Raw genomic sequence first — 21491 nt, forward strand, 5'->3', positions numbered from 1 at the left:
ATGGAAGATCCCCAAAACAATCGTATTATCCCGATTAGAATTGTGGCTGGAATTGCCACTGTTTTAATTGCTGTGGGTGCAGGGTTAACCTGGTGGACATCAACGTCTCGTTCTCCCCAAGAACCCGTTATTTCTTCCCCGGATACAACCTCACCCAGTCCTCTAATTTCTCCTTCTCCATCACAAACCGTTGAAAAAACCCTTGCCATTTATTGGGTGAAGGATACAAACGGTAAACAGACAATTGTTGCTCAACCTGTACAAATTCAAGCCCAAAATGATCCCACGGCATTTTTAACCGTCGCTTTTGATCAATTATTAACGAGTTCTCCCGATGCCAATCAATTGAGTGAAATTCCCAAAGGAACAACAATTCAGCAGTTAACCACTAACAATGATGATGTTTATATAGATTTATCCCCAGAATTCACCCAAGGTGGGGGGAGTACATCAATGACCGGACGACTAGGACAAGTGGTGTATACCGCGACAACCCTTAACCCCAATAGCAAAGTTTGGCTTTCCGTTGGCGGTAAACCGTTAACGGTTTTAGGCGGAGAAGGGTTAGAAATTCCTCAACCCATCACTCGCCCCATTTTCGAGAAAGAATTTTTACCTGTTCCCTAATAGCCCGTTTTTAATCCGGTTTAACTCGCATTAACGGCTGGCCATATTCCACCGGGGAACCATTCTGAATCAAAATTTCCATGACTTGGCCAGAAAATTCCGCTTCTATTTCGTTCATCAACTTCATAGCTTCAATAATACAAACGGTCTGACCCGTCGAAATCCGATCGCCCGTTTCCACAAAAGGCGGTTCATCGGGGGCGGGAGAACGATAGAACGTTCCCACCATTGGGGACGTAATTTCAACCCACTTAGATTCAGTCGAAGTCGGTGGGGGAGGCGGTGATACAGTTGGGCTGGATGCAGGGGAAGTTTTCCCAACGGAATCAATAACAGTGGGAACCACCGGAGACGAAACCAACTGTGAACTAACTCCTGCATCCGTTAACAGCGTCTCAACGGAAGGCAGAGTCCCAGAACTGAGCGAAATTTCTTTGCGAACAGTCAGTTCAAAATCTGCGCTTTTGAGCGTTAGCTCTGAAATGTTGGTTTTATCGAGATCAGCCAGCAGTTCACGAAGCTGGTTCAAATCTAGTTGCACAGTTGGTATGTCTCCCCTAAATTTGCAATCTATCTTGATTTAGTCTGTTGGGTGGCTATACGAGCAATAACCCAACATTCTAAATGCCTTGTGTTTTTATCTAAGTTTGGCACGCTTAAAATATCAAATCATGGTTCGGTGAGTCTTTATTCTCGACCTTGATAGCTGTCAGTCCGGGTATCAATCCGAATCCGTTCTCCTTTAGCAATAAATAAGGGAACCATCACTTGAGCGCCTGTTTCCACAATAGCGGGTTTTGTACCCCCTGTTGCTGTGTCTCCTTTGACTCCGGGATCGGTTTCAATGACTTCTAAGGTGACAGAGTTGGGGAGTTCAACTTCCAGAACCTGCTCTCCCCAGCGAACAACGTTAACGGTCATTCCATCTTTAAGATATTTCACGCGATCGCCAATTTCACTTGCCTTTAAACGGGCTTCTTCATAGGTTTCCATATCCATAAAGACGTATTCTTCCGCGTCTTTATAAGTATGTTGCATTTCGCTTTTTTCCAGGGTCGCTTGAGGAACCGTCTCTCCCGCCCTAAAAGTGCGCTCTACCACATTCCCGTTTTGTGCGTTTTTGAGTTTTGTCCGCACAAAAGCAGAACCTTTTCCGGGCTTAACGTGAAGAAATTCTACTACACGCCAGACTGACCCATCTAATACAATCGTGACACCTGTGCGAAAGTCGTTACTGGAAATCATAAGAAAAATTGTGGGACGTTTGGAAACTGCGTCTCTTTAGGGCGCAGAGGAAAAACGACTCAGGGGAATAAATTCCCCGTGAAATATTGTTGCCACCTGGGAGTTGCTTTACTCGGTGTACTTTTGTGATGTACTTTCAACGGGACAGTTACCGTCTCAAGTATTGCAACTCTCTAGGCACAACAGTTTGCTCAAAAGAGCCTCCCATTACTGGGGTAATGTTCGCTTCGCCAATGTTATCTGAGCTTGTTAGGCCAACCACACTGTCTTACCCCTCGTAAAACTGTTTAATGATTGACGATAGAGCCACAAACTAGCGACGCATTTGTGGGTATCTTGACTCAGATAACGTAGCCAGTTAAGGCTTAGGCTGGTCAGCTACCTAAAGGGGAGGCACGAAGACCCGTCTCTTTAGAGCGGGGTGCTGACGCAAGCTAATACCTGGGCAGAATAATCGGCATCTTATTTTACCCTTGAACGGGGAACAGGGGATTAATTTTTTTAGGATGACTGGTGACGGAATAATGGCAAGATCAGTAAAGAGAACAAACGTTAAGATTTATGTTGCATTTGCCCAATTCCATGAAAAACACCTATAAACATTGGTTGAGAACGAGTTTGGTGGCTGTACTGCTGTTTACCCTATCCCTAGGTCTGAGTGCGGCTTGGTGGGAGGGAGGGAGTCCACCAAAACGAGAAAGTATTTTACCTCAAGGAAATGCGATCACCGATGGTTCGGCACTATTACGCTATGCTCTGCCCATTGATAACGAAGCGGTCAGAAAACTGCAATCGAGTTTAGAATCTATTTCGTCTCAACTGCGAGGAAAGCGTTGGAATAATATCAATGGAGATATTACCCTTGCTTCCAGAGTTTTATCGACCCGGGAGGCGGAACTCTTGGCTAATATTCCAGAGGAACGCCAACCCCAAGCTCAAGCTTTAGTTGACCAATTAAAACAAGACATTGATACCCTACGCTCTGCTGTTGAAGTTAAAGATGCGACAATGGTGTTAGCAACCCGGGGAAAAATGTTAGATAGTGTTGGCAAATTAGAAGAATTAATGGTACAGGAATTTCCCTTTGAAGTTCCCGCAGAATATTCTAATTTACCTCAACTCAAAGGTCGGGCTACCGTTGCAATTCAAACCAATAAAGGCAACTTAACCGTTGTCGTTGATGGTTATAGTGCTCCAATTACGGCTGGGAATTTTGTGGATTTAGTTCAACGGGGATTTTATAATAACTTAAAATTCATCCGTTCAGAAGAATCCTATGCGTTACAGGTGGGAGATCCTGATGGAGAAGAAGACGGTTTTATTGATCCCAAAACGGGACAATATCGAGGGATTCCTTTAGAAATTTTGGTTCAGGGAGAAACAGAACCGATCTATAATATTACCTTTGAAGAATCTGGTCGTTATCAAGAGCATCCAGTTTTACCCTTTTCTGCTTTTGGAACCGTTGCATTAGCCCGTCCAGAAGCCATTTTAGATGGAGGATCTTCTCAAATTTTCTTCTTTCTTTTTGAGCCGGAATTAACACCTGCCGGACTCAATTTATTAGACGGTCGTTATGCTGTCTTTGGATATGTGACTGAAGGAAAAGACGTGTTAGAACAACTCCGTAAAGGGGATGTGATTGAATCTGCAAAAGTGATTCAAGGGGGAGAAAATCTCGTTGAACCTGCTTAATTAAGGTCAATCCTTAACAGTTGACAGTTGATTTTCAAAAATTAGCTGTTAACTGTTAATATTGATTTTATTCCTATTTTCTATTGTGTTAACTATGGCTATTATTGAATTAATTTCTATTGCTGGATTGGGTGTATTAGTCACTTTATTAATTGTGAATGTCGGAAATAATCGAGAACAACAGCGCCAATTAGATTCCGCATTTTATCGATTAATTGCTGCCCAAGCAGGTCGAGTTTCCCTAATTCAACTCTCTGCTTTAGCCGGAGTGAGTGCCGAAGTTGCCCAAAAATATTTAGATCATCAAGTACAAGTTTTTGCTGCATTTCCTGAAATCGATGATGAAGGAAATACCTTTTATCGGTTTCCTAAACTGCGTTTACCTCCCCGCTTAGAGCGAGAATGGTAACAACACTAACTGACTAAAACTCCATAATCTGATATAAGTGTTAATGATCAACTCGATAGTCAAACATCTCATCTAAAGAGTCAGCGTCGTTAGTACATCTGAACCTATGGCCAGTAAAATTGTATCACTTGTTTTTAACTTCTGTGGAGTGGCAGTAGTAGTGGGTGTTTCGAGTCTGAATCCAGCTTATTCATTGAATATTTCATCAACGTCGGAAACCACTGCCAATTCTAATTCTAACGCCGAACAAATCAACTCTTCATTCCAACGGAAGCAATACGGTAAACATCTTGATTGTTTTACATGGCATGATAAAAGTGCTATAGATGGTGGGCAACAAGATATTGATGGATACTGTAACTTAGAAGGTGTGACACCTAAATTAGAATTCAATGAACCTGCACCTGATGTATCCTCTGATCAACAGATTGAAAAATCTGTGATTGATCAAGAAAATATTGATCAAGAAAATATTGATCAAGAAAATCAGGATGCTTCCTCATTGCCATCAACAACGACATCAACATCGGGGTCTAAGAAACAAGGGTCTAAAGAAAAAATTGTCAACTCAGAAAAGACAATACAACTTCCCGGTTTTCAAGATGCCCTTCAATATCAAGCCTTAAATTCATCCTTAGATGAGGAACCCTCTTTTTCAATTCCCATCACTTGGGTTATGGGAATTGTGATTACATTATCATTAGGATTAACTGTGTTTTTTGAACAAAAATGAAAACATAGATTTATAGCAACTGCTTTGCCTGATCAATGTTAAGACCTAACTCCCTATAGTAATCCTATTTGAGTTGTATCCAAAATTTGGGTTCAAAAGGGAACAGGGAACAGGGATAATACTTTTGGCTGTTTCATATGAGTTTTAAATTATTACAACCTCCGTCTCGAAGGCGCGGATTGCTAGAGTTTTTTTCCTCACAAGCGGAAGACGAGTCATTAGTATTTTTAAATGGCTGGGATGTTTAATAGGTAAAAGCCTTTTCACCCTGCTTGTAAGAGAAGAAGTTAAGGGGAGAGGCCTTACAAATCTACCCCCAGCAAAAAATCGTCCTATTTTTCTCAAAAATCCTCTAATTGATCTACTTCAATTTTTCCCGTATTAAATTTTTCGCGTAAACTTTGTTCTTGAAATTTAACAGCCGCTAAAAGTTCAGCATTTTGTAAAATTACCCCAACTTGATTATTAAAAATTTGCATATATTTCTGATCATTACCATCAAAACTGACTCGAAATGCTTCTGGAACTTGGCTATTATAACTTAAAACTTGATCATCCTCTTCAACAAGTTGCTTTTTATTCACTAATTGAGTAACACCAATTAACTCGCCATCGGGGTTCCAAACTGGCATACATAATAAACTACAGGTACGATATCCTGTTTTTGTATCAGTTTTTTTAGCCATTCCTGAGTCAGGATAATCATATAAATCAAAAGGAATATTTAAAGTCACTCCAATTTCTGCTACTTTTCCGGCATACCCTTGACCCACTTTAATTCTAATTTCTTGTTCTGAACCATCGTTAAAAATAATTTTAGTCCAAAGTTCATGATTTTGCCGATCTAATAACCATAATGTACTCCGATCAGCCATCATTAAATCCTTAGCGGCCGCCATAACTCGCTTGAGGATTTCATCGAGTTCTAAACTACTTTGACTCACCGAACGTGTCGCTGCCATTAAGGCGGCTGCAACTCGTTGTCCTCTGGCAGTTTTATGATAGGAACAGAAGCTTTCTAAGATCATCAGTTCAATGGCGCGACCAATATTAAAAGGATTGTTGCTTTTATTCTGCATTAAATCATGGGGAGAAGCCACTCCTAATAATGCAAAGGTTAATAATGGATATTCGTCACAGGTTCTAATAAAAGCAAAAAAATCATCGGTCGAAAAGTTGAGGCTCAAAATACTATCAACTTCATCAATAAAAATAACAATCGGTTGTTGAATACAATCTAATAAAACTTGTTCTATTAATTCACTTAACCGTTGAATAGGAGGTAAAAATTCTCGTTCCTGTAACCAAGCTTTTAAATGAATAGGAAGTCGAAAACTGGTAACTAAACGTCGCATAATTCCAGCATACCATTGATCGGGCGTAATATCCTGAGAACCAATTTTAGTTAAATCAACAGCCGCACAAGCAAACTCTTCATTTTGGAGTTGATGTAACGTTCTCACTCGTAAACTGGTCTTTCCCATTTGTCTAGCATTTAAAACATAACAAAATTCTCCAGCTTTTAATGCTTCATAAAGTTCTCGATCTGCTTGTCGAGTTACATAACTGGGGGTATCCAGAGAAAGATGTCCACCGACTTTATAATGATAGGTTGGAGAAAAAGTTAAATCCATAGAATGGGGGTCAGTAATTAGGGTTTAAGTTTTAAACGACGACCAAAATAGTTTTGATAAAGTTGAAACCGAGGAGTAACTTCATTTCCTTGGAGATGGACTAAACCTAAACTATGTAATTTAAACGCTAAAATTGATTCTAACTCTACAGGTTGAGAAGAACAAACCACTTGATAAAAGGCTTCGGCTAATTGAGGATGTTGTTGTAAATTCCACAAATGTCGGCGGAGGTGGTCGCTATAAATTCCTCCTTCCGTTGGTGCAATTTCTGCAAATTGATCTAAACTCATTGAATATTGAACCAGATGATAAAGTGCGACCCGAACTAAATAAGGATGTCCGCCAACCAGTCTCATCAAAGTTTCAACTTCCACGCCTCCCCAATTTAATCCATGTCGCTGTGCTAATTCTTCAACTTGAGTCGCCGTAAATTCAGTTAATTCAATGGGTAAACCCACGTTAAACGGCGATTGATTAATATCTAAAGGAATATAAACTTCTGTCGAATGAACAATCACTAATCGCAATTTTTCCCACAGTTCACTATCTCCCCCTCCATAGTTAGCTTCTTCATACCAAGCACGGAGTAAACTAAAGAAATCATCAGCAATATTGGGATATTGAAACACCCGATCCACTTCATCTAATCCTAACACTAAAGGTTGATCGCTTTGGGATAATAAATAATCTTCAAAATAGGCAGTACAATTATCTTTACTTCCAAAAGTATTACTCCAATAATCAGGAATATGATAAGCTAACTTTAATTTACGAGTTACCTTAGAACAGAGCCATTGTAAGAGATGATTTAAGTTCGTAAAAATGGTTTTATCGGCGTGTTGAAAACTTAAAGGAACTGCACGATAACCTTGTTCTCGTCCTTGTTCTAAAATTCGCGCCATGAGTGAAGTTTTTCCCATCTGACGGGGTGCTTTTAAACGAATTAATGCACCGGGATGGCTAATTTCTTGATAACATTGATCTTCATGGGGAACCCGTTTAATATAAAAAGCTGATTCTAAACGGACTTGTCCACTGGGTAGTTCAGGTTCTGCGACGGGGAAGGGAGAGGGAATTACTGAAGAATAAAAAGGTTTAATGGAAAGAGAAGAAATAGAGGGAGATTTATGAGATTGGATGACTAGATTAGGCTGATTTTCGAGTTCAGATTTATCCCAATCTAGCGGTGAATATTGGGGAGGAGATTCGTGAATTAACTCCTGGAAAACACTGAGAATTTTTTGTAGGAGTAAAACCGTATCTTGTTGACCACTCCAGGTATATTGCATTGTTCCCCATAAATAACTTCTTAGATCATGATTTAAGGGTAAATTCGCTGGACAATTCACCCAAATCGGAATAAGTTTTGGTAAACGATGGGGATGAGTATCTTGTAATTCTCGAACTTGACGCAATTCTTCAATTACCATTTCACTATGACTAGATTGAGGAGATAACAATAAAATAAAAGCATCACACTGTTTTAATTCTTTGTCAATTTGAGCGAGAAAATCACTGTCCTGTTGATTGAGAGGAGATCGAATCACTTCCCAAGCCGCTAAAAATACAGAATTTCCAACTTGAGTTAAAACCGCTTCTAATTGTTGTGCTAAACGCAGATTTAACTCAGCATAACCATGACTCACAAACACTCGATAAACTGGGGTTGAAAGTTGCAGCAGTTCCCCAGAAATTTGACTGGATTGAATAATATTTTCTTTTTGCTGATATCGTTCTACAGCACCTCTAATCGTTTTTTTAGTAACTTTATCTCCCAACGCTTGAGAAATTTTTTGCCAAAGTTTATAACCTACATATTTTTCAATATAAGTTGGATTCAAGGGGTAGATTTCCAGGTAACTTTTTCCATCCCAAGAACCTAGAAAAACTTCTCGCTCTAAATCATTGAGATGCTTCCCTTGATGCTCAAAAACTAATTGGTCAACCCATTCTAGTGCTACTTTAGCATCCATAGTCTCGTGATAATCCCTTTGGTTTATTCAGCCAAAACCACTTTGATTAAACTGATGATGCTACAATCTTAATTAAGATTTGTGAAAAAAGTTTTCTTATCCGTCACCATGATACCCTCTAGGAACTGGTAAATTTTTATTATAAGTATTTTTTGTATTGCCAGTGTGAGTGAAATCACTGAAAGTTGATAGACAATTGTGATATGACCCAATCTAAGTTATCTCCTCCTGAATATTTCTGAGGTTTTATGGGGTTTTGAGGAGAAAAACCAAGATAAAATATAACTTAGCCTCAAAAGGATTTTACAGGTTGGTAAAAATTTGGCAAAACTCATGGGCTTTTCTGGTTTTCATTGGGTTCAAATTGAATCAAACTATAAGTAATCCATCCTCCATCACAATTGTATGAAGAACCCCCCTACCTCCTTAACCCAAACCCTCCTTATGTGCTACCAGACCCAAGTTTTTATGATTCAAGACTGCATTCATTCTTTATACACAGGTTACTATCAAGTTTATGGTCGCCAACACCTGAATTATGCGTCCTTAATTGCTAAAGTTGCTGACTTTGCTTTGCATCAAATTTTACACAGTGACGCACCTTACCACGACGTAGAACATACAATTTTAGTAACCTTAGCCGGACAAGCAATTTTACAGGGAAAATATCTTAGTGAAGGAAACGTTTCCCCTAGCGAGTGGCTTCATAGCATCATTGCTTTACTATGTCATGATATTGGCTATATTAAAGGCATTTGTGCCTCAGACAAAATCCCAGATAGAATTTATGTAGCAGGACAAAATGGAGGCTTAATTCAACTTCCACCTGAAGCAACAGATGCCAGCCTCACTCCTTATCATATTGATCGGGGAAAGCAGTTTGTTCAAGAATATTTTGAGCAGAACCCCCTGATTAATATTACCACCCTTCAAAATTATATTGAGTTAACTCGTTTTCCTGTTCCCAATGATGAAGAACATCGAGATACAACGGATTATCCGGGTTTAATTCGGGCTGCGGATTTAATTGGTCAGTTAGCTGATCAAAAGTATCTTAAAAAAATGCCGAATTTATTTCAAGAATTTGAAGAAACGGGAACAAATCAACAGCTTGGGTATGCTCATCCCGATCATATCCGAGAAGCTTATCCGAAATTTTTTAATAACGTTGTTGCTCAATATATCCAAACGGGTTTGTATTATTTATCGTTGACTATAGAAGGAAATCAAATCATTCATAATCTCTATCAAAATGTAGAGTCTGCAAAACAACATCCTGAACATAAACTGGGGAACGCTTATTTGATTTCCGCTTACAATTCTTCCCGATCTTCAATCTCAAGTCAAAAACGATAAACTTTTGAATCCTCAATTCATTTAAACGTGTTAAAATTAAAAGAGTAGGGGTTCTGACTTCCCAATAAAATATCCTTAATTCAAAAAAAAGATTATGTTAAAATCATCCTTAGCATTTCGTGCAGGATTTAGTACAGGCTTATTTTTTACCCTCTGCTTTATTGTGCTGGGGGACTCATTATTTACCAGTTTAGGGCTAGGGATTCTATCAGGATGGTCTGTAGGATGTTTAGTAAAATGGTGGCAAATTGATCAAAAACCAGAACAGTCAGAACCCTTTGAAATTGAAGTGATTACCGATAATCTTTCGGACATTTTGGTTAAATCTAAACTCTTACCCCCTCAAGCTAAATCCACTGCCCGTCCTACCCAAGCTACAACCCTTTTAGGGTGGATGTTTAAACGCAATAAAGATTAAACCTTATTCGTTATTTATATTAATTTTATCCTATGTTTCTCTTTTTATCTAAACTTTTACCCTTATTTATTTATCCATTAGGATTGAGTTGCTTATTAATGTTTTTAGCACTCTTTACTTTATGGAAATATCCCCGATGGACAGGGCCAGTTATTGGTTGTGCTTTAGTCATTTTACTCTTAGGAAGTAGTCGAAGTGTTGCTCAAGGATTAGTTCGATCATTGGAATCTCAAAATGTTCCTCAAGGTGAACTTCCCAATGCGGCGGCGATCATTGTTTTAGGAGGAGGAACAAAACCCGCTTTATCCCCTCGTCCTTGGGTTGATGTTGGAGAAGCAGGTGATCGCATTTTATATGGAGCCTTATTATATCGTCAGAAAAAAGCCCCTTGGTTAATCTTAAGTGGGGGAAGAATTAATTGGCAAGGAGGGGGCGATCCTGAATCTCAAGATATGGCAAAAATTGCTGAAGTTATGGGTGTCCCTCCCTCTGCTATTTTACAAGATCCGACTTCATTAAATACCTATGAAAATGCAGTCAATGTCCGAAAAATTTTAGATGAAAAAAATATTAAAGATCCGGTTTTATTAGTGACCTCTGCCTTACATACACCGCGATCCCTCTTAATTTTTAAGCGTCAAGGAATCAATGTTATTCCAGCACCAACAGATTTTTTAATGATTCCTTCAGAAATTAATGAAGCTCAAAGAACTTGGCAAGGAATTCTACTCAGTTGGATACCCGATACCCTCTCTCTGCATCAAACCACTCAAGCGTTAAAAGAATATATTGGCTTAGGGGTTTATCGCTGGCGGGGTTGGTTGTGAAAAAATTATGCTAAGGTAACAGTATCCTTAATTTAGGATTGTGTACTCATGCCATTTGAATGGGAACAGATTGTTCAACAACCCAGTCCACCAGCGGCGGAAGTTCTCAAAGCTCATCAACTGACCCGTGAGTTTCATCAAGAAGTTGAATATCGGGAAGAATTTGAGCAATATTGTCATTGGTATTATCAAACCGCTGCCCGTCACCGTCAAGAACTGGAAAAAATGCGAGGCGATATTAATATTTTCGGCTGGTTTTTAGGAGGAAAATAGGAGATCGGAGAAACAACTCATCCCCAATCCTCCTATCTCCTGTTTTTTGTATTTTTCAACTATTGTATCAATTCTAACTCATCTTCTCGGAAGTGAGCTTTAAATTTATTGCCAAAATCGACAACAATAGGCAAATTAGGGCTAATGGGTCTTCCATGCCAATCAGTAATAACAGATACAATATTTCCTTCCAATCCCTGCACATCAAACTTTTGATTTCGATGTTCGGGATGGACATACACGATAACAGATGCTTTAACCGTAACGCGATCGCCAACCTTCATATATTCTAACCTAGTATTTCCTCTCTAACTCTCTGGTACGAGCACCTGTAACTATTACAGGTACTTTGATCAGACAGCTTTTCTATATTTACACAAAATTGTCACAAAACCTACAATAACACAGGGGAAATTTGAGAGGATCGTTTTTTCCCAAGATCAACCTTTACCCGGAAACTGCCATTGGGACAATGAAGAAAACAGAATACCCACTCAAATCCAATCTTCTTGATCGCTCTTTTTCCCTCGATAAATTTGACCCGTAGCGTGAATTTGACGAGTCTTTTCAAATAAACTTTCGTCAGTATATCCCCAGATTTGTAAAATTTTTTCTAAATCATCTTGAATATCTCGTGCACCGGGAAAACCTCGATAGCGAATTTTTAGACGTGCTAATTCAGCAAGATTATAATCGGTTGCTTCTTGCTCTAAAAAACTACTAACAATCTTTCGGTCTGTATTGTATTGAGGATGTTTTTGTTCTTGTGTGGTCATAATTGAGAGTGCCAACCTGATTTTGATCACCCGATTAATCCTTTTAATTATAACACCATCCTTAGACATTAACCCAGACCCTCAGTCACTTGTTATCACTTCAGATCTTGATGCCTTGATGAGTTGTGCCTATCTTCTCTGCTACATCAAGTTTAAATCGATTGTCCTATCACTGGACTGAAAAATAATTGTGGAAAAGTTGACGGTTTTTACCGGATTAATTTCAGTCAACTCGTATTAGAGAATGGACACTCTAAGACGGACAACTATTATGCGAATCTACAGCACTATTTTACTTTCTACTTTGTTATTGGCTGGTATGAATCGTCACAATCCTACTCCTATTAATGTTGCTTTATCTCCAACTAGCGAAGTAACAGCCGTTCTTGTCACACAAACGAATCCAGAAGTTGAGCCACAAGCGGTTCCTCACCGAGGCAGTGGACGTTAATGATTCTGATTAAAACCCCACAGGAGTGAGTTAAGAAGCTACCGACTAATCCTGATAGACTTCTTGGTGTTGGAAACTCACTCCATTTTTTGACTCTGAATTTTATAAGCTTTAGCTTTATTTTTCATCGATTCTCGATTCTCTTCACCTGACCTGACGTTGATAATATTTGATATTTTTATCCGGTTCCTAACCCGTTTATTCCTTAAAACTTGTGCAAGTCTAAAGCCTAAATACACGGGATTTGATCAATTGTTTGATCAGAGGATCATGATGAGATTTTATCAACGATCCGGATGAAGAAGTCAAACCTTGGTATTGAAAAATAGCCACCTAAATACCTAATCCGAAAATGTCTAACTTCATTGTCGCCTTAATGATGAGTACCGTTGTGGGTTTACCTCCAAGTTTTAACCTCCAACCTCAAACAATTCAACAGCTTGATGTAAAACAAATTCAGTCTTGCCCATCTAGCAATACGCTAGTGTATCTCAAGAATTATGATATAAAAGTTGCCCAGCACAACAATAATGATGAAGATCCCAGTGATAAAGCACCATTACGGGGTGATGGGCGACGAGACAGTTAATCACAGATTTAAACGAATGACTTAGATTTCAAGGCTCGATTCTGTTTTGTCATTCTATTGCTTCTCCTCCAACAACCACATTACGAATGCGTAAACTAGGGCCACCACAGCCAACAGGTAAACCGTTTTGTCCCCCTTTTCCACAACCCCCCGATTCATCCCAGTAGAAGTCATTGCCAATGGCTTCAATATCTGTCAATGTTGTAAAGACATTTCCCGATAACGTCACATCTCGAACAGGTTCTGCGAGTTTACCATTCCGAATCATCCACGCTTCTCCGGCACTGAATGTAAACATTTCGCCATTGGTCATTCCCCCTAACCAGTTACGAGCATAAACCCCTTCTTTAACATCACTGAATAAATCTTCAACAGACGTATCCCCCTGTTCAATCCAGGTGTTGGTCATCCGCACTAAGGGGGGAAAGTGATAATTTAAACATCGGGCATTTCCGGTTGGAACTTCCCCTAATTTGCCTGCGGTTTCACGGGAATGAAGGCGACCAACTAACGCGCCATCTTGAATCAGTTGTGTGGTGGTCGCTGGAGTTCCTTCATCATCGTATTTATAGCTTCCCCGATGGTCAGGAGGAGCAGCACCATCAAAAATTTGTAGGTTTTTGGGGCCAAATTGACGCCCCAGAGTCATAACTTCCAATAAGTCAGGATTTTCATAGGTCATATCCGCTTCAGACAAATGACCAAAGGCTTCATGAACAAATAAACCGGACAAAATCGGGTCAATAACAACGGTATAAACATTCCCTTTAACGGGGGGAAGCGCTAAGGAATTAACGGCCCGTTGCGCCGCACTGCGAACTTGCTCATCCAAATTCGTTAAATCTTCATAGGCTTTTCGGGAACCTGTGGTTTCTCGTCCCGTTTGTACAGTGTCCCCATTTCTAGCGGTGGCTGCAAAGCGCATTTCCATATCCACCCAAGATTGTTCTAAGAAAGTGCCTTCGGAGGTAATCAGAATTAACCGTTGGGTGCTGTCATTGTAGCGTACAGATATGGTGGCAATACGCGGATCAACACTACGAAGAATGTGACCATAGCGATCGCAGAGTTCCTTTTTTTGGGCGAGGGGAACTTGACGCGGATCGGTTCCCGTTAACGGTAAGGTACAGCTATCTTGAATAATAGGAATCGGAGCAAGCAGAGTTTCTTCGTCGCCGATGAGTTTTGCGGCTGCGATCGCTTCACCGATGCGTTCTTCGAGGGTTGAGAGCCGATTAAAACTAGAAAAACCCCATCCCCCTCGATAACAAGCGCGGACTTGACCCCCAATAGAAAGCCCTTCGCTTAAAGTTTCAATCCGATCTCCTCGCAACAAAATATCTGTTTCTTCCGCTTCCTCCAAACGAATTGCTAAATAATCCACTTGGGATTGGTAACGAGCCATTAAATCGGCTAACAGATTCTTCACATCAGCAAGCAAACTGGGCATAATGGTCAGCAATGTTGACTATAATTTCCCTATTTTGCATCATCTTGGATTGTTGACGGTTGACAGTTGACAGTTATCAGTTATCAGTTATCAGTGTAGGAGTCAGGAGCCAGAATTTAGGAGTGAATGATTTCCCCCTCTTCNCGATATTTTAGCCGAAGATGAAACTCATGATTTGAGTTCTTTATATTCGGCTAAACTGCTCGATCAGGCAGAAAATAATTTTCAGGATTCTTCTACTTTTAAACCCTATTCAAAAGCAGAAAAAGAATGGTATAGCGGGGTTCAATCTATTAATTTCTTATTAGAAGAAATTCGATTAAAAGCGAATGCAGAATCGACCAATACTATTTCAAGTTGTCCTTCTATAAAATCTGAACCTTTATCTTCGTTAGGCTTAATTATTTCCGGGCCTGTTCCGGTTTTAATTCATCCTTATTTAGCGATTCATTTTGCCACCCAAATTTTTACTCATGATCTCTCAAAATTAGGAGATGAATTAGTCTTAAAATTACGCCATCCTTTAGCTTTGCTTCCGGCTTCTGATGGAACGTCTACTTCCCTCCCTGAAACTTTAGCCTGTCCTTTACATGGGAAAGATCCCTTAGTCAAAGAACAGTTTTGTTTAGTTTTAACTCGTCAGTTCAGTTTGATCATGGTTTTGGGTCAAGATGCAAAAGGAAATCCGGCTTTTCTGTTTTCCTTTAATCCTGATATTGTTGAAAAAGCCTTATTGATGCTGCGCGATCGCATGGACTTAATTCAAGGAACAGCAAACCGTGAATTAAGAATGGAAATCGCTAGACAGAAAGCCAAATTAGAGGAAAATATTGCCCAGTTTTTACCCATTGAACCGAGTTATCAAACGGTGATGAAATTTAGTCGTTTATTATTAAACAATTTATGTTTAGAAATCAATAAAAAAGCCGAAGTAAACCCTTTAAACAATAATTTAAAAACTGTTACAATTACAGTCCCTAAATTAGCTAAAGTTGCCGAAAAAATTAGTCCGAAACCGTCTTCTCAATTCCCAGAAACACCCATTCTGGACAATACCATCCAAACCGCAGAAGTGGAATTATTACAAGCGATCGCCCATGAAGTCCGAACCCCGTTAGCTACGATTCGTACCTTAACACGACTGTTATTAAAACGGCCAGACCTTCCGCCAGAAGTGATTCGGAAGCGTTTAGAAATGATTGATCAAGAATGTACAACCCAAATTGATCGCTTTAATTTGATTTTCCGGGCTGTTGAATTAGAAATAGAACAAGCTCGACAAAATAGCCGAGGTCATCGGGATGAAAAACCTTTACCGCTAACTGCAATGTCATTAGCAGAGGTGTTCCAAATTAGCCTTCCTCGATGGCAAAAACAAGCCAGTCAACGCAACCAAACCTTAGAGGTGATTTTGCCCCAAAAATTACCTACTGTTGTCAGTGACCCCACCATGCTTGATCAAGTATTAACCGGAGTGATTGAAAATTTTACCCGCAGTCTTCCCGATGGTAGTCATATTCAAGTGGGAGTGAGATTAGCCGGACATCAATTAAAATTACAATTAGAATCCCAACCTCAACCCGGAAACGAAGGAAATTCTAGCTTTGCAGTCTCTCCCCAATCCCCTTTAAAATCTATTGGGCCGTTGTTAATGTTTCAACCGGAAACAGGTTGTTTAAGCTTAAATATGGCGGTGACTAAAAATTTATTTCAGGCATTAGGAGGGAAACTGGTTGTTAAACAGCGCCCTCAACAAGGAAACGTGATGACGATTTATTTGCCACTTTGGGAAACCTACAATAATCCTTGAACTCTTGACATTAAACCCAGATTTGTGTAAAAAAGTGCAAAATAACCCTCAAAGTCTTACCTAGAAACATTTTATCTTTTCCTGTTCTAGGAGGAATAGCACGGGTAAGTGTGACAATGGGGGACGTTCAAATCTGGGATGAGTGATGGGAGAAAACCCAAGGTTTTTAATTTACCTGAAATGTTTTGTGATTCTCAAGGATTCAATTTTATTAATCCTTTTTTTTAATTCATAATATTTATAATTCTCAACGGTGATTACACATGAGTTATCACTAGAGAATGCCGATAAATCACGCCCATTATCCCATATCAACCAATCTCGGTAAATCCCAATCATGTCCTGCAATCCTTTTTTTATTCTTATGATTTTTCATTAATTATAATTCCAATTTTTATAAAAAATTATCACAATATTCTATTAATCTAAAGCATCAACGGATACAATTAAAGGAGTTAAGATGAAATTTAGCGCAGGGCTTACTCTTCCCCCAAACGTCTTCTAAAGTTACAATCTAAGATGATCTATTGTGCGGTTAAATTAATTTATGGGAATCAATTCCGCCAAACAGCATTTTCTATTGATCAGTGCTTGTGCTTTAGTTCTTGAAGGTTTAATAGCTGGGGTCGCAGTTGCTCAACCGGATCGTTATGGAGCGATCGCAACCTCAGCATCAGGGGGTTGGGGTTATGGTTACGATTATCTGACTCGACAAGAAGCTGAACAAAAGGCATTGAGAGAATGCGGTAAATCTGATTGTCAAGTCCAGGTTTGGTTTAAAAATGCCTGTGGCGCAGTGGCTAAGGATCAATTAGGAAACTTGGGCTGGGGATGGGCTGTAACCCGTGAGCAAGCCGAAGCCAGTGCTTTGTCGGGATGCGGTACAGGGGCTTGCAGAATTCAAGTTTGGGCTTGTACAACGCGGTAATTAGTTTAATGATAAATCAAGTATTGTTAATTTTCTTAATTTTCATGGATAGTGTCATCGCGCTCTGATTAAATATGCTCAAACAATCTGAAATTTATAGACTTGTAAATGACTACATTGGTGTATCTAAAGGATATTTGAATGGTTTTTCCTACAGAACCCACTATGAGTTCTATCCTTACTATTGCGACTTGGAGATTGATGTAGCTGACTACGAACCTGGTACTACACGAGAAAAATTCATTCGTATACTCGAAGAATCTAATCCATTAGTCCAGGCTAAAATTTTAAAGGGAGTATTTAAAAAAATTCCTGTTTCAGCTTTTGAAGAACAAGATCGAGAAAGAAAACAGGAGCTTTACGATGAATATCAGGTAATCATTGCAAGGCTTGACCCAAAGACTCAAGGAGTGAGTGGCGATTTTAAGAATTTAATCTTTGCTGCGAACGGGCCAAAACCTGAAATCGTATTGGTAAATGCAACTACTAATGAAATCAGGATTGTGAAGAATGAGGAATATTGTCTCGTATATGATAGACCATTGACTGAAAAGGGACTTCTATGGGAGGAGTTAGTTGATTGGTGGTGTGATAGAGAAAATTTACAAAGTCAAAACCGCTCTGAACAGAGACATGGACTGTTCAATAGATTGCTAACATCTATTGAAGATAACGAGCCAGAAAAAGTCTTATTCCGAACATATTACAAATTCTTTTTTGAAGAATTTGTAGATAGACTACCAGCATTAATCCCGCAAGTCTACTTACATTATGATCCCTATACCTGGAAGTACCTAAAAGATGAAAAAAGGTTAGTTCGGCAAAGGATGGATTTTTTGTTATTACTTCCGTATGGCAAAAATGTTGTAATTGAAATAGACGGCAGACAACATTATTCTGAAAATGGACAATCAAGCCCTCATCTCTACGCAGAAATGGTTGCAGAGGATAGACGTTTGAAACTTACAGGCTATGAAGTATACAGATTTGGTGGGTATGAGTTCTTAGATCCTGAGAAGGCGCAGGAAAAAGTAGGAGTTTTTTTCAGCGAACTTTTCAAGCTTTATGCTATTAGCTGATACCAGCAGCCCAACATTTCATGTGATTTCTCGGATTAAGGGAAAAATTTATAAATATCTTTTCGATGTAAAAACCTAGTAAAAATAATTGTATCTTTACTCAATTCTATCCCTATTCTATAGTTGCCTAAACAGATAAGATAGAATGTATCATAACCTTGTAATTTTTTGAGATGATTCGAGCGCTAGAAACGTTTTTTCCACTGTTGAGGATCACGCTTAACATGGAAAAAAGCCAAGATAAAAATAATATCATCGTGAATTACATAAAACAAACCATAGGGAAATCTTGGCAATAATTTCCGGCGTACATTATTATAAATAATGGGATAAGCGAGAGGATTTTGTTGAATTAAAGCTAAATTTTGATCTACAACTCGAATCAACTCTGATCCAAGTTGGTTAACTTGTGATTCATACCACTGATAAGCATCATCTAAATCTAATTCAGCTTCCTCTGAAATTTTAATTTTATATGTCATCTTTAATAATTCTTCGCTTAACGACTTCCCAAGATTTACCTTCATTTTCAATATTTTGATAAGATGCTAAACGCCGATCTAATTCCTGTTTTTGAGATTGAGTTAAAGGAATTTGATCAGCATCCATAACAACACTATCCCAAATTTCTTCTATTAATTGAAGCTTTTCGGGAATAGTTAGGGGTAAAATTTGTTCAGATAATAAACTATTCATAAATAAATCGAACAATTTAACTTGATGATCTTTACTTAGCTTAACTTATTTTTACCATTTTGTGTCATTAATTTTTGTTAATTTCTTCAAATCTTGATTCAAATTTGATTTTTATTAATCTTGACTATCTAATAAAGCAAATATTTTTTCTTCAGAAACAAAATCATCTTGTCTTCCTTCTTTAATAGCATTAGCTAGAGAAATTTCCTACAATGCTTCTAGGATAAGATCATAAAATAAATCTTTTCTTGTTTTAATAATTTCTACCATTATTTCTGTCAGCATTTCTTTTGTAATGTCGTCATCAATTGATAATTTCATGGTTTACAATATCAAATTTAGTTTTTAAAATTATAGCATATTTTAATACATTTGGACATGAGATTTTAAAGATAGTTTATCCCTCTTCTGTCACTCTCCGAAATCAACAAGTAATAAAAAGTAGAGTTATCCATTGGGAAAATAAGATTGAAATTGATTAANTCTTCTACGGTCGATACATCCACAAGGGTAGACCGTTTGTAGATAGCTCGAATTCTAACCAATGGTTAGCAGCAATTAAACTATTAGGGGTTAAATTATTTCCTAGAACCTGATTAATCAAAGTATTTCCTAGAACTTTATTAACAAAAGGTTTGGGTTTTTCTAACGTAAAATATTCGGTTTTGTCGGGATCGAGTTTAACCAGTTCAGCCGCCCAGCGACGGGCATCTTCTTCTGTCCCTAAACGATCAACAATTCCTAGTTCAACGGCTTGTTGTCCGGTAAAAATTCGACCATCAGCAAAGGTTCTAACGGTTTCTACGGGTAAGTTACGAGATTCGGCAACGGTTTGTACAAATTGTTGATAACTGGTATCAATTAATTCTTGCAAAATTTGTTGTTCGGGTTCCGTGAGTTCTCGATCAAAAGACAAAATATCTTTATAAGGGCCAGACTTAATCACTTTGAAAGAAACCCCCACTTTTTCTAATAACCGTTCTAAGTTATTACCGCGTAAAATTACACCAATACTTCCGGTGATTGTTCCTGGGTTTGCCATAATATGTTCGGCTCCCATGCCAATATAAACGCCACCGGATGCCGAAATATTGCCGAAACTGGCAACAATTTTGACTTTTTTCTGCAACCGTTTTAGGGCACTATAAATTTCTTGGGAGTCGCCAACGGTTCCCCCAGGACTATCAATTCTCAACAATAGGGCGGGAAATTTCTTTTCTTCAATGGTTTTCAGGGCTTCTAACACCCGTTTGCGCGTATCTCCGCCGATCGCGCCATTAATTTCTATGCGGGCGATTTGTTTGCGGTATCGAGGTTTAAATGGCCAAATCATGGGCAATGACAGAACTGTATTAAATTAATAATATTGTATAAACTTCTTAATAAAAGTACATAATTTTCGTCCCCCCTACCCGGAGAAGCGAATGCAGAAACCGCAAACCCAAGCAAAATTACCCTTTCAGCCGTTATTGTTAATTGCCCCATTCTTCTTTTGGGGGACAGCAATGGTGGCGATGAAAGGCGTTATTCCCCATACAACGCCGTTTTTTATGGCAGGTGTGCGGTTAGTTCCCGCCGGGGTTTTGGTACTCTTGGCAGGGCTGCTGTCGGGACGTCCGCAACCGAAAGGCTGGCAAGCTTGGCTGTGGATCTCAATTTTTGGGTTTGTGGATGCAACATTATTTCAAGGATTTTTAGCCCAAGGGTTAGTGCGAACCAGTGCTGGGTTAGGATCGGTAATGATAGATTCCCAACCCTTAGCCGTTGCGATTTTATCTCTATGGTTATTTCAAGAAACCATTGGATTTTGGGGATGGTTAGGGTTAGCCATTGGCCTTATTGGAATTAGTTTAATTGGTTTACCTGATGATTGGATTTTAGGCTTATTTAATTCGGAATTATTGACAACTTCTGCCGATTTCACTCAACTGTTTAATAGTGGCGAATGGTTGATGTTATTAGCGGCGTTATCAATGGCGGTGGGAACCGTATTAGTGCGGTGGGTTTGTCGATATGCTGATCCAGTCATGGGAACAGGATGGCACATGATTATTGGGGGGTTGCCTTTATTTGGGTTATCGGCACTTTTAGAAACTCAACAATGGCAAAATATTGATCTGTCGGGTTGGGTGGCCATGGGCTATTCTACAATATTTGGCAGTGCTATCTCTTATGGTTTATTTTTCTATTTTGCATCGAGTGGTAGCTTAACAAGCTTGAGTTCGCTAACATTTCTTACCCCAGTTTTTGCCCTATTCTTTGGAAATTTATTCCTCCAGGAAGTCTTAAGTTCGCTACAATCAATGGGAGTCGGCTTAACATTAGTCAGTATCTATTTGGTAAATCAACGGGATACCTTAGCAGAAAAGCTTAAAATCAAACGTTCCAAGGATTTAGCCCCATCTCAACCAGAAACCAATGTATTACAACCCGCAGAGGGAAATTCCGTTGAGTTACCGATAGAAATTAAAGAAATAGAGACCAGCTAAAGCGCATCTCTATACCTGAAGATGTAGTTAATC

At 39.0% G+C, this 21491-nt stretch carries 25 protein-coding genes; 14 read left to right on the forward strand and 11 right to left on the reverse strand.

What is annotated here, in order from left to right; genetic code table 11:
- Window positions 1–627, forward strand: coding sequence for a GerMN domain-containing protein (locus tag PL9214_RS16135; protein ID WP_072719781.1), 627 nt, complete (start codon window positions 1–3; stop codon window positions 625–627).
- 10 nt (window positions 628–637) lie between these two features.
- On the opposite strand, the gene accB is transcribed toward PL9214_RS16135, so the two are convergent.
- Together accB and efp are read right to left on the reverse strand one after the other, a co-directional pair.
- Window positions 638–1168, reverse strand: a complete 531-nt coding sequence (gene accB, locus PL9214_RS16140) for an acetyl-CoA carboxylase biotin carboxyl carrier protein (protein WP_072719782.1) — start codon at window positions 1166–1168, stop codon at window positions 638–640.
- 146 nt (window positions 1169–1314) lie between these two features.
- The gene (gene efp / locus PL9214_RS16145) at window positions 1315–1872 is read right to left on the reverse strand and encodes an elongation factor P (RefSeq protein ID WP_072719783.1); all 558 of its coding nucleotides are present in this window, start codon (window positions 1870–1872) and stop codon (window positions 1315–1317) included.
- 561 nt (window positions 1873–2433) lie between these two features.
- On the opposite strand from efp, the gene PL9214_RS16150 reads away from it, so the two are divergent.
- The 3 genes from PL9214_RS16150 to PL9214_RS16160 all read left to right on the forward strand — a co-directional run bounded on the left by PL9214_RS16150 (window position 2434) and on the right by PL9214_RS16160 (window position 4709).
- Complete coding sequence (locus tag PL9214_RS16150) at window positions 2434–3567, forward strand: peptidylprolyl isomerase (protein ID WP_072719784.1); 1134 nt, start codon at window positions 2434–2436, stop codon at window positions 3565–3567.
- 94 nt (window positions 3568–3661) lie between these two features.
- On the forward strand, window positions 3662–3976 hold the full coding sequence (locus PL9214_RS16155; RefSeq protein WP_072719785.1) for a hypothetical protein: 315 nt from the start codon (window positions 3662–3664) through the stop codon (window positions 3974–3976).
- Window positions 3977–4082: 106 nt separating this feature from the next.
- Complete coding sequence (locus PL9214_RS16160) at window positions 4083–4709, forward strand: hypothetical protein (protein ID WP_139295071.1); 627 nt, start codon at window positions 4083–4085, stop codon at window positions 4707–4709.
- A gap of 341 nt (window positions 4710–5050) precedes the next feature.
- On the opposite strand, the gene PL9214_RS16165 is transcribed toward PL9214_RS16160, so the two are convergent.
- Entirely contained in the window at window positions 5051–6343 is a 1293-nt protein-coding gene (locus tag PL9214_RS16165) for an AAA-like domain-containing protein (protein WP_072719787.1), read from the reverse strand.
- Between the two features lie 17 nt (window positions 6344–6360).
- Complete coding sequence (locus PL9214_RS16170; RefSeq protein WP_072719788.1) at window positions 6361–8316, reverse strand: AAA-like domain-containing protein; 1956 nt, start codon at window positions 8314–8316, stop codon at window positions 6361–6363.
- Window positions 8317–8760: 444 nt separating this feature from the next.
- Between PL9214_RS16170 and PL9214_RS16175 the strand changes: the two genes are divergently transcribed.
- The 4 genes from PL9214_RS16175 to PL9214_RS16190 all read left to right on the forward strand — a co-directional run bounded on the left by PL9214_RS16175 (window position 8761) and on the right by PL9214_RS16190 (window position 11190).
- Window positions 8761–9672: a hypothetical protein gene (locus PL9214_RS16175; RefSeq protein ID WP_083580067.1), complete on the forward strand. Its 912-nt coding sequence runs from the start codon at window positions 8761–8763 to the stop codon at window positions 9670–9672.
- Between the two features lie 94 nt (window positions 9673–9766).
- Window positions 9767–10090: a hypothetical protein gene (locus PL9214_RS16180; protein ID WP_072719789.1), complete on the forward strand. Its 324-nt coding sequence runs from the start codon at window positions 9767–9769 to the stop codon at window positions 10088–10090.
- 32 nt (window positions 10091–10122) lie between these two features.
- Window positions 10123–10917, forward strand: a complete 795-nt coding sequence (locus PL9214_RS16185) for a YdcF family protein (RefSeq protein WP_072719790.1) — start codon at window positions 10123–10125, stop codon at window positions 10915–10917.
- A 48-nt stretch (window positions 10918–10965) separates the two neighbouring features.
- Complete coding sequence (locus PL9214_RS16190) at window positions 10966–11190, forward strand: hypothetical protein (protein WP_072719791.1); 225 nt, start codon at window positions 10966–10968, stop codon at window positions 11188–11190.
- A gap of 59 nt (window positions 11191–11249) precedes the next feature.
- Here PL9214_RS16190 and PL9214_RS16195 read toward each other — a convergent pair whose 3' ends face one another.
- Window positions 11250–11474, reverse strand: coding sequence for a ferredoxin-thioredoxin reductase variable chain (locus PL9214_RS16195; RefSeq protein WP_072719792.1), 225 nt, complete (start codon window positions 11472–11474; stop codon window positions 11250–11252).
- Window positions 11475–11684: 210 nt separating this feature from the next.
- Window positions 11685–11966, reverse strand: coding sequence for a DUF3288 family protein (locus tag PL9214_RS16200; protein ID WP_072719793.1), 282 nt, complete (start codon window positions 11964–11966; stop codon window positions 11685–11687).
- A 244-nt stretch (window positions 11967–12210) separates the two neighbouring features.
- Here PL9214_RS16200 and patX point away from each other — a divergent pair, with 244 nt between their 5' ends.
- The gene (patX, locus tag PL9214_RS16205) at window positions 12211–12417 is read left to right on the forward strand and encodes a heterocyst-inhibiting protein PatX (protein WP_139295072.1); all 207 of its coding nucleotides are present in this window, start codon (window positions 12211–12213) and stop codon (window positions 12415–12417) included.
- Window positions 12418–12769: 352 nt separating this feature from the next.
- Window positions 12770–13006, forward strand: coding sequence for a hypothetical protein (locus PL9214_RS16210; RefSeq protein ID WP_072719795.1), 237 nt, complete (start codon window positions 12770–12772; stop codon window positions 13004–13006).
- Between the two features lie 49 nt (window positions 13007–13055).
- Here the strand turns inward: PL9214_RS16210 and PL9214_RS16215 are convergent, their stop codons facing one another.
- Window positions 13056–14456: a TldD/PmbA family protein gene (locus tag PL9214_RS16215; protein ID WP_072719796.1), complete on the reverse strand. Its 1401-nt coding sequence runs from the start codon at window positions 14454–14456 to the stop codon at window positions 13056–13058.
- Between the two features lie 175 nt (window positions 14457–14631).
- Here PL9214_RS16215 and PL9214_RS16220 point away from each other — a divergent pair, with 175 nt between their 5' ends.
- From PL9214_RS16220 to PL9214_RS16230, 3 genes are all read left to right on the forward strand, one after another.
- Entirely contained in the window at window positions 14632–16266 is a 1635-nt protein-coding gene (locus tag PL9214_RS16220) for a sensor histidine kinase (protein ID WP_245824265.1), read from the forward strand.
- Between the two features lie 547 nt (window positions 16267–16813).
- Window positions 16814–17194, forward strand: a complete 381-nt coding sequence (locus PL9214_RS16225; RefSeq protein ID WP_072719798.1) for a DUF4189 domain-containing protein — start codon at window positions 16814–16816, stop codon at window positions 17192–17194.
- Between the two features lie 74 nt (window positions 17195–17268).
- A complete protein-coding gene (locus PL9214_RS16230; RefSeq protein ID WP_072719799.1) occupies window positions 17269–18273 on the forward strand; it encodes a hypothetical protein in 1005 nt (334 codons plus the stop codon).
- Between the two features lie 185 nt (window positions 18274–18458).
- Here PL9214_RS16230 and PL9214_RS16235 read toward each other — a convergent pair whose 3' ends face one another.
- The 4 genes from PL9214_RS16235 to sppA form a co-directional block, all read right to left on the reverse strand.
- Window positions 18459–18755, reverse strand: a complete 297-nt coding sequence (locus PL9214_RS16235) for a type II toxin-antitoxin system RelE/ParE family toxin (protein ID WP_072719800.1) — start codon at window positions 18753–18755, stop codon at window positions 18459–18461.
- Window positions 18745–18969: an addiction module protein gene (locus PL9214_RS16240; protein ID WP_072719801.1), complete on the reverse strand. Its 225-nt coding sequence runs from the start codon at window positions 18967–18969 to the stop codon at window positions 18745–18747. The genes PL9214_RS16235 and PL9214_RS16240 overlap by 11 nt, the downstream gene beginning before the upstream one ends.
- Window positions 18970–19176: 207 nt before the next feature.
- Window positions 19177–19290: a hypothetical protein gene (locus PL9214_RS33400; protein ID WP_496196695.1), complete on the reverse strand. Its 114-nt coding sequence runs from the start codon at window positions 19288–19290 to the stop codon at window positions 19177–19179.
- A 166-nt stretch (window positions 19291–19456) separates the two neighbouring features.
- A complete protein-coding gene (sppA, locus tag PL9214_RS16250; protein WP_072719802.1) occupies window positions 19457–20302 on the reverse strand; it encodes a signal peptide peptidase SppA in 846 nt (281 codons plus the stop codon).
- Window positions 20303–20393: 91 nt separating this feature from the next.
- Here sppA and PL9214_RS16255 point away from each other — a divergent pair, with 91 nt between their 5' ends.
- Window positions 20394–21458: a DMT family transporter gene (locus tag PL9214_RS16255; protein WP_072719803.1), complete on the forward strand. Its 1065-nt coding sequence runs from the start codon at window positions 20394–20396 to the stop codon at window positions 21456–21458.
- The last annotated feature ends 33 nt before the right edge of the window (window positions 21459–21491 follow it).

This window comes from Planktothrix tepida PCC 9214 (assembly GCF_900009145.1).
Lineage (GTDB): Bacteria > Cyanobacteriota > Cyanobacteriia > Cyanobacteriales > Microcoleaceae > Planktothrix > Planktothrix tepida.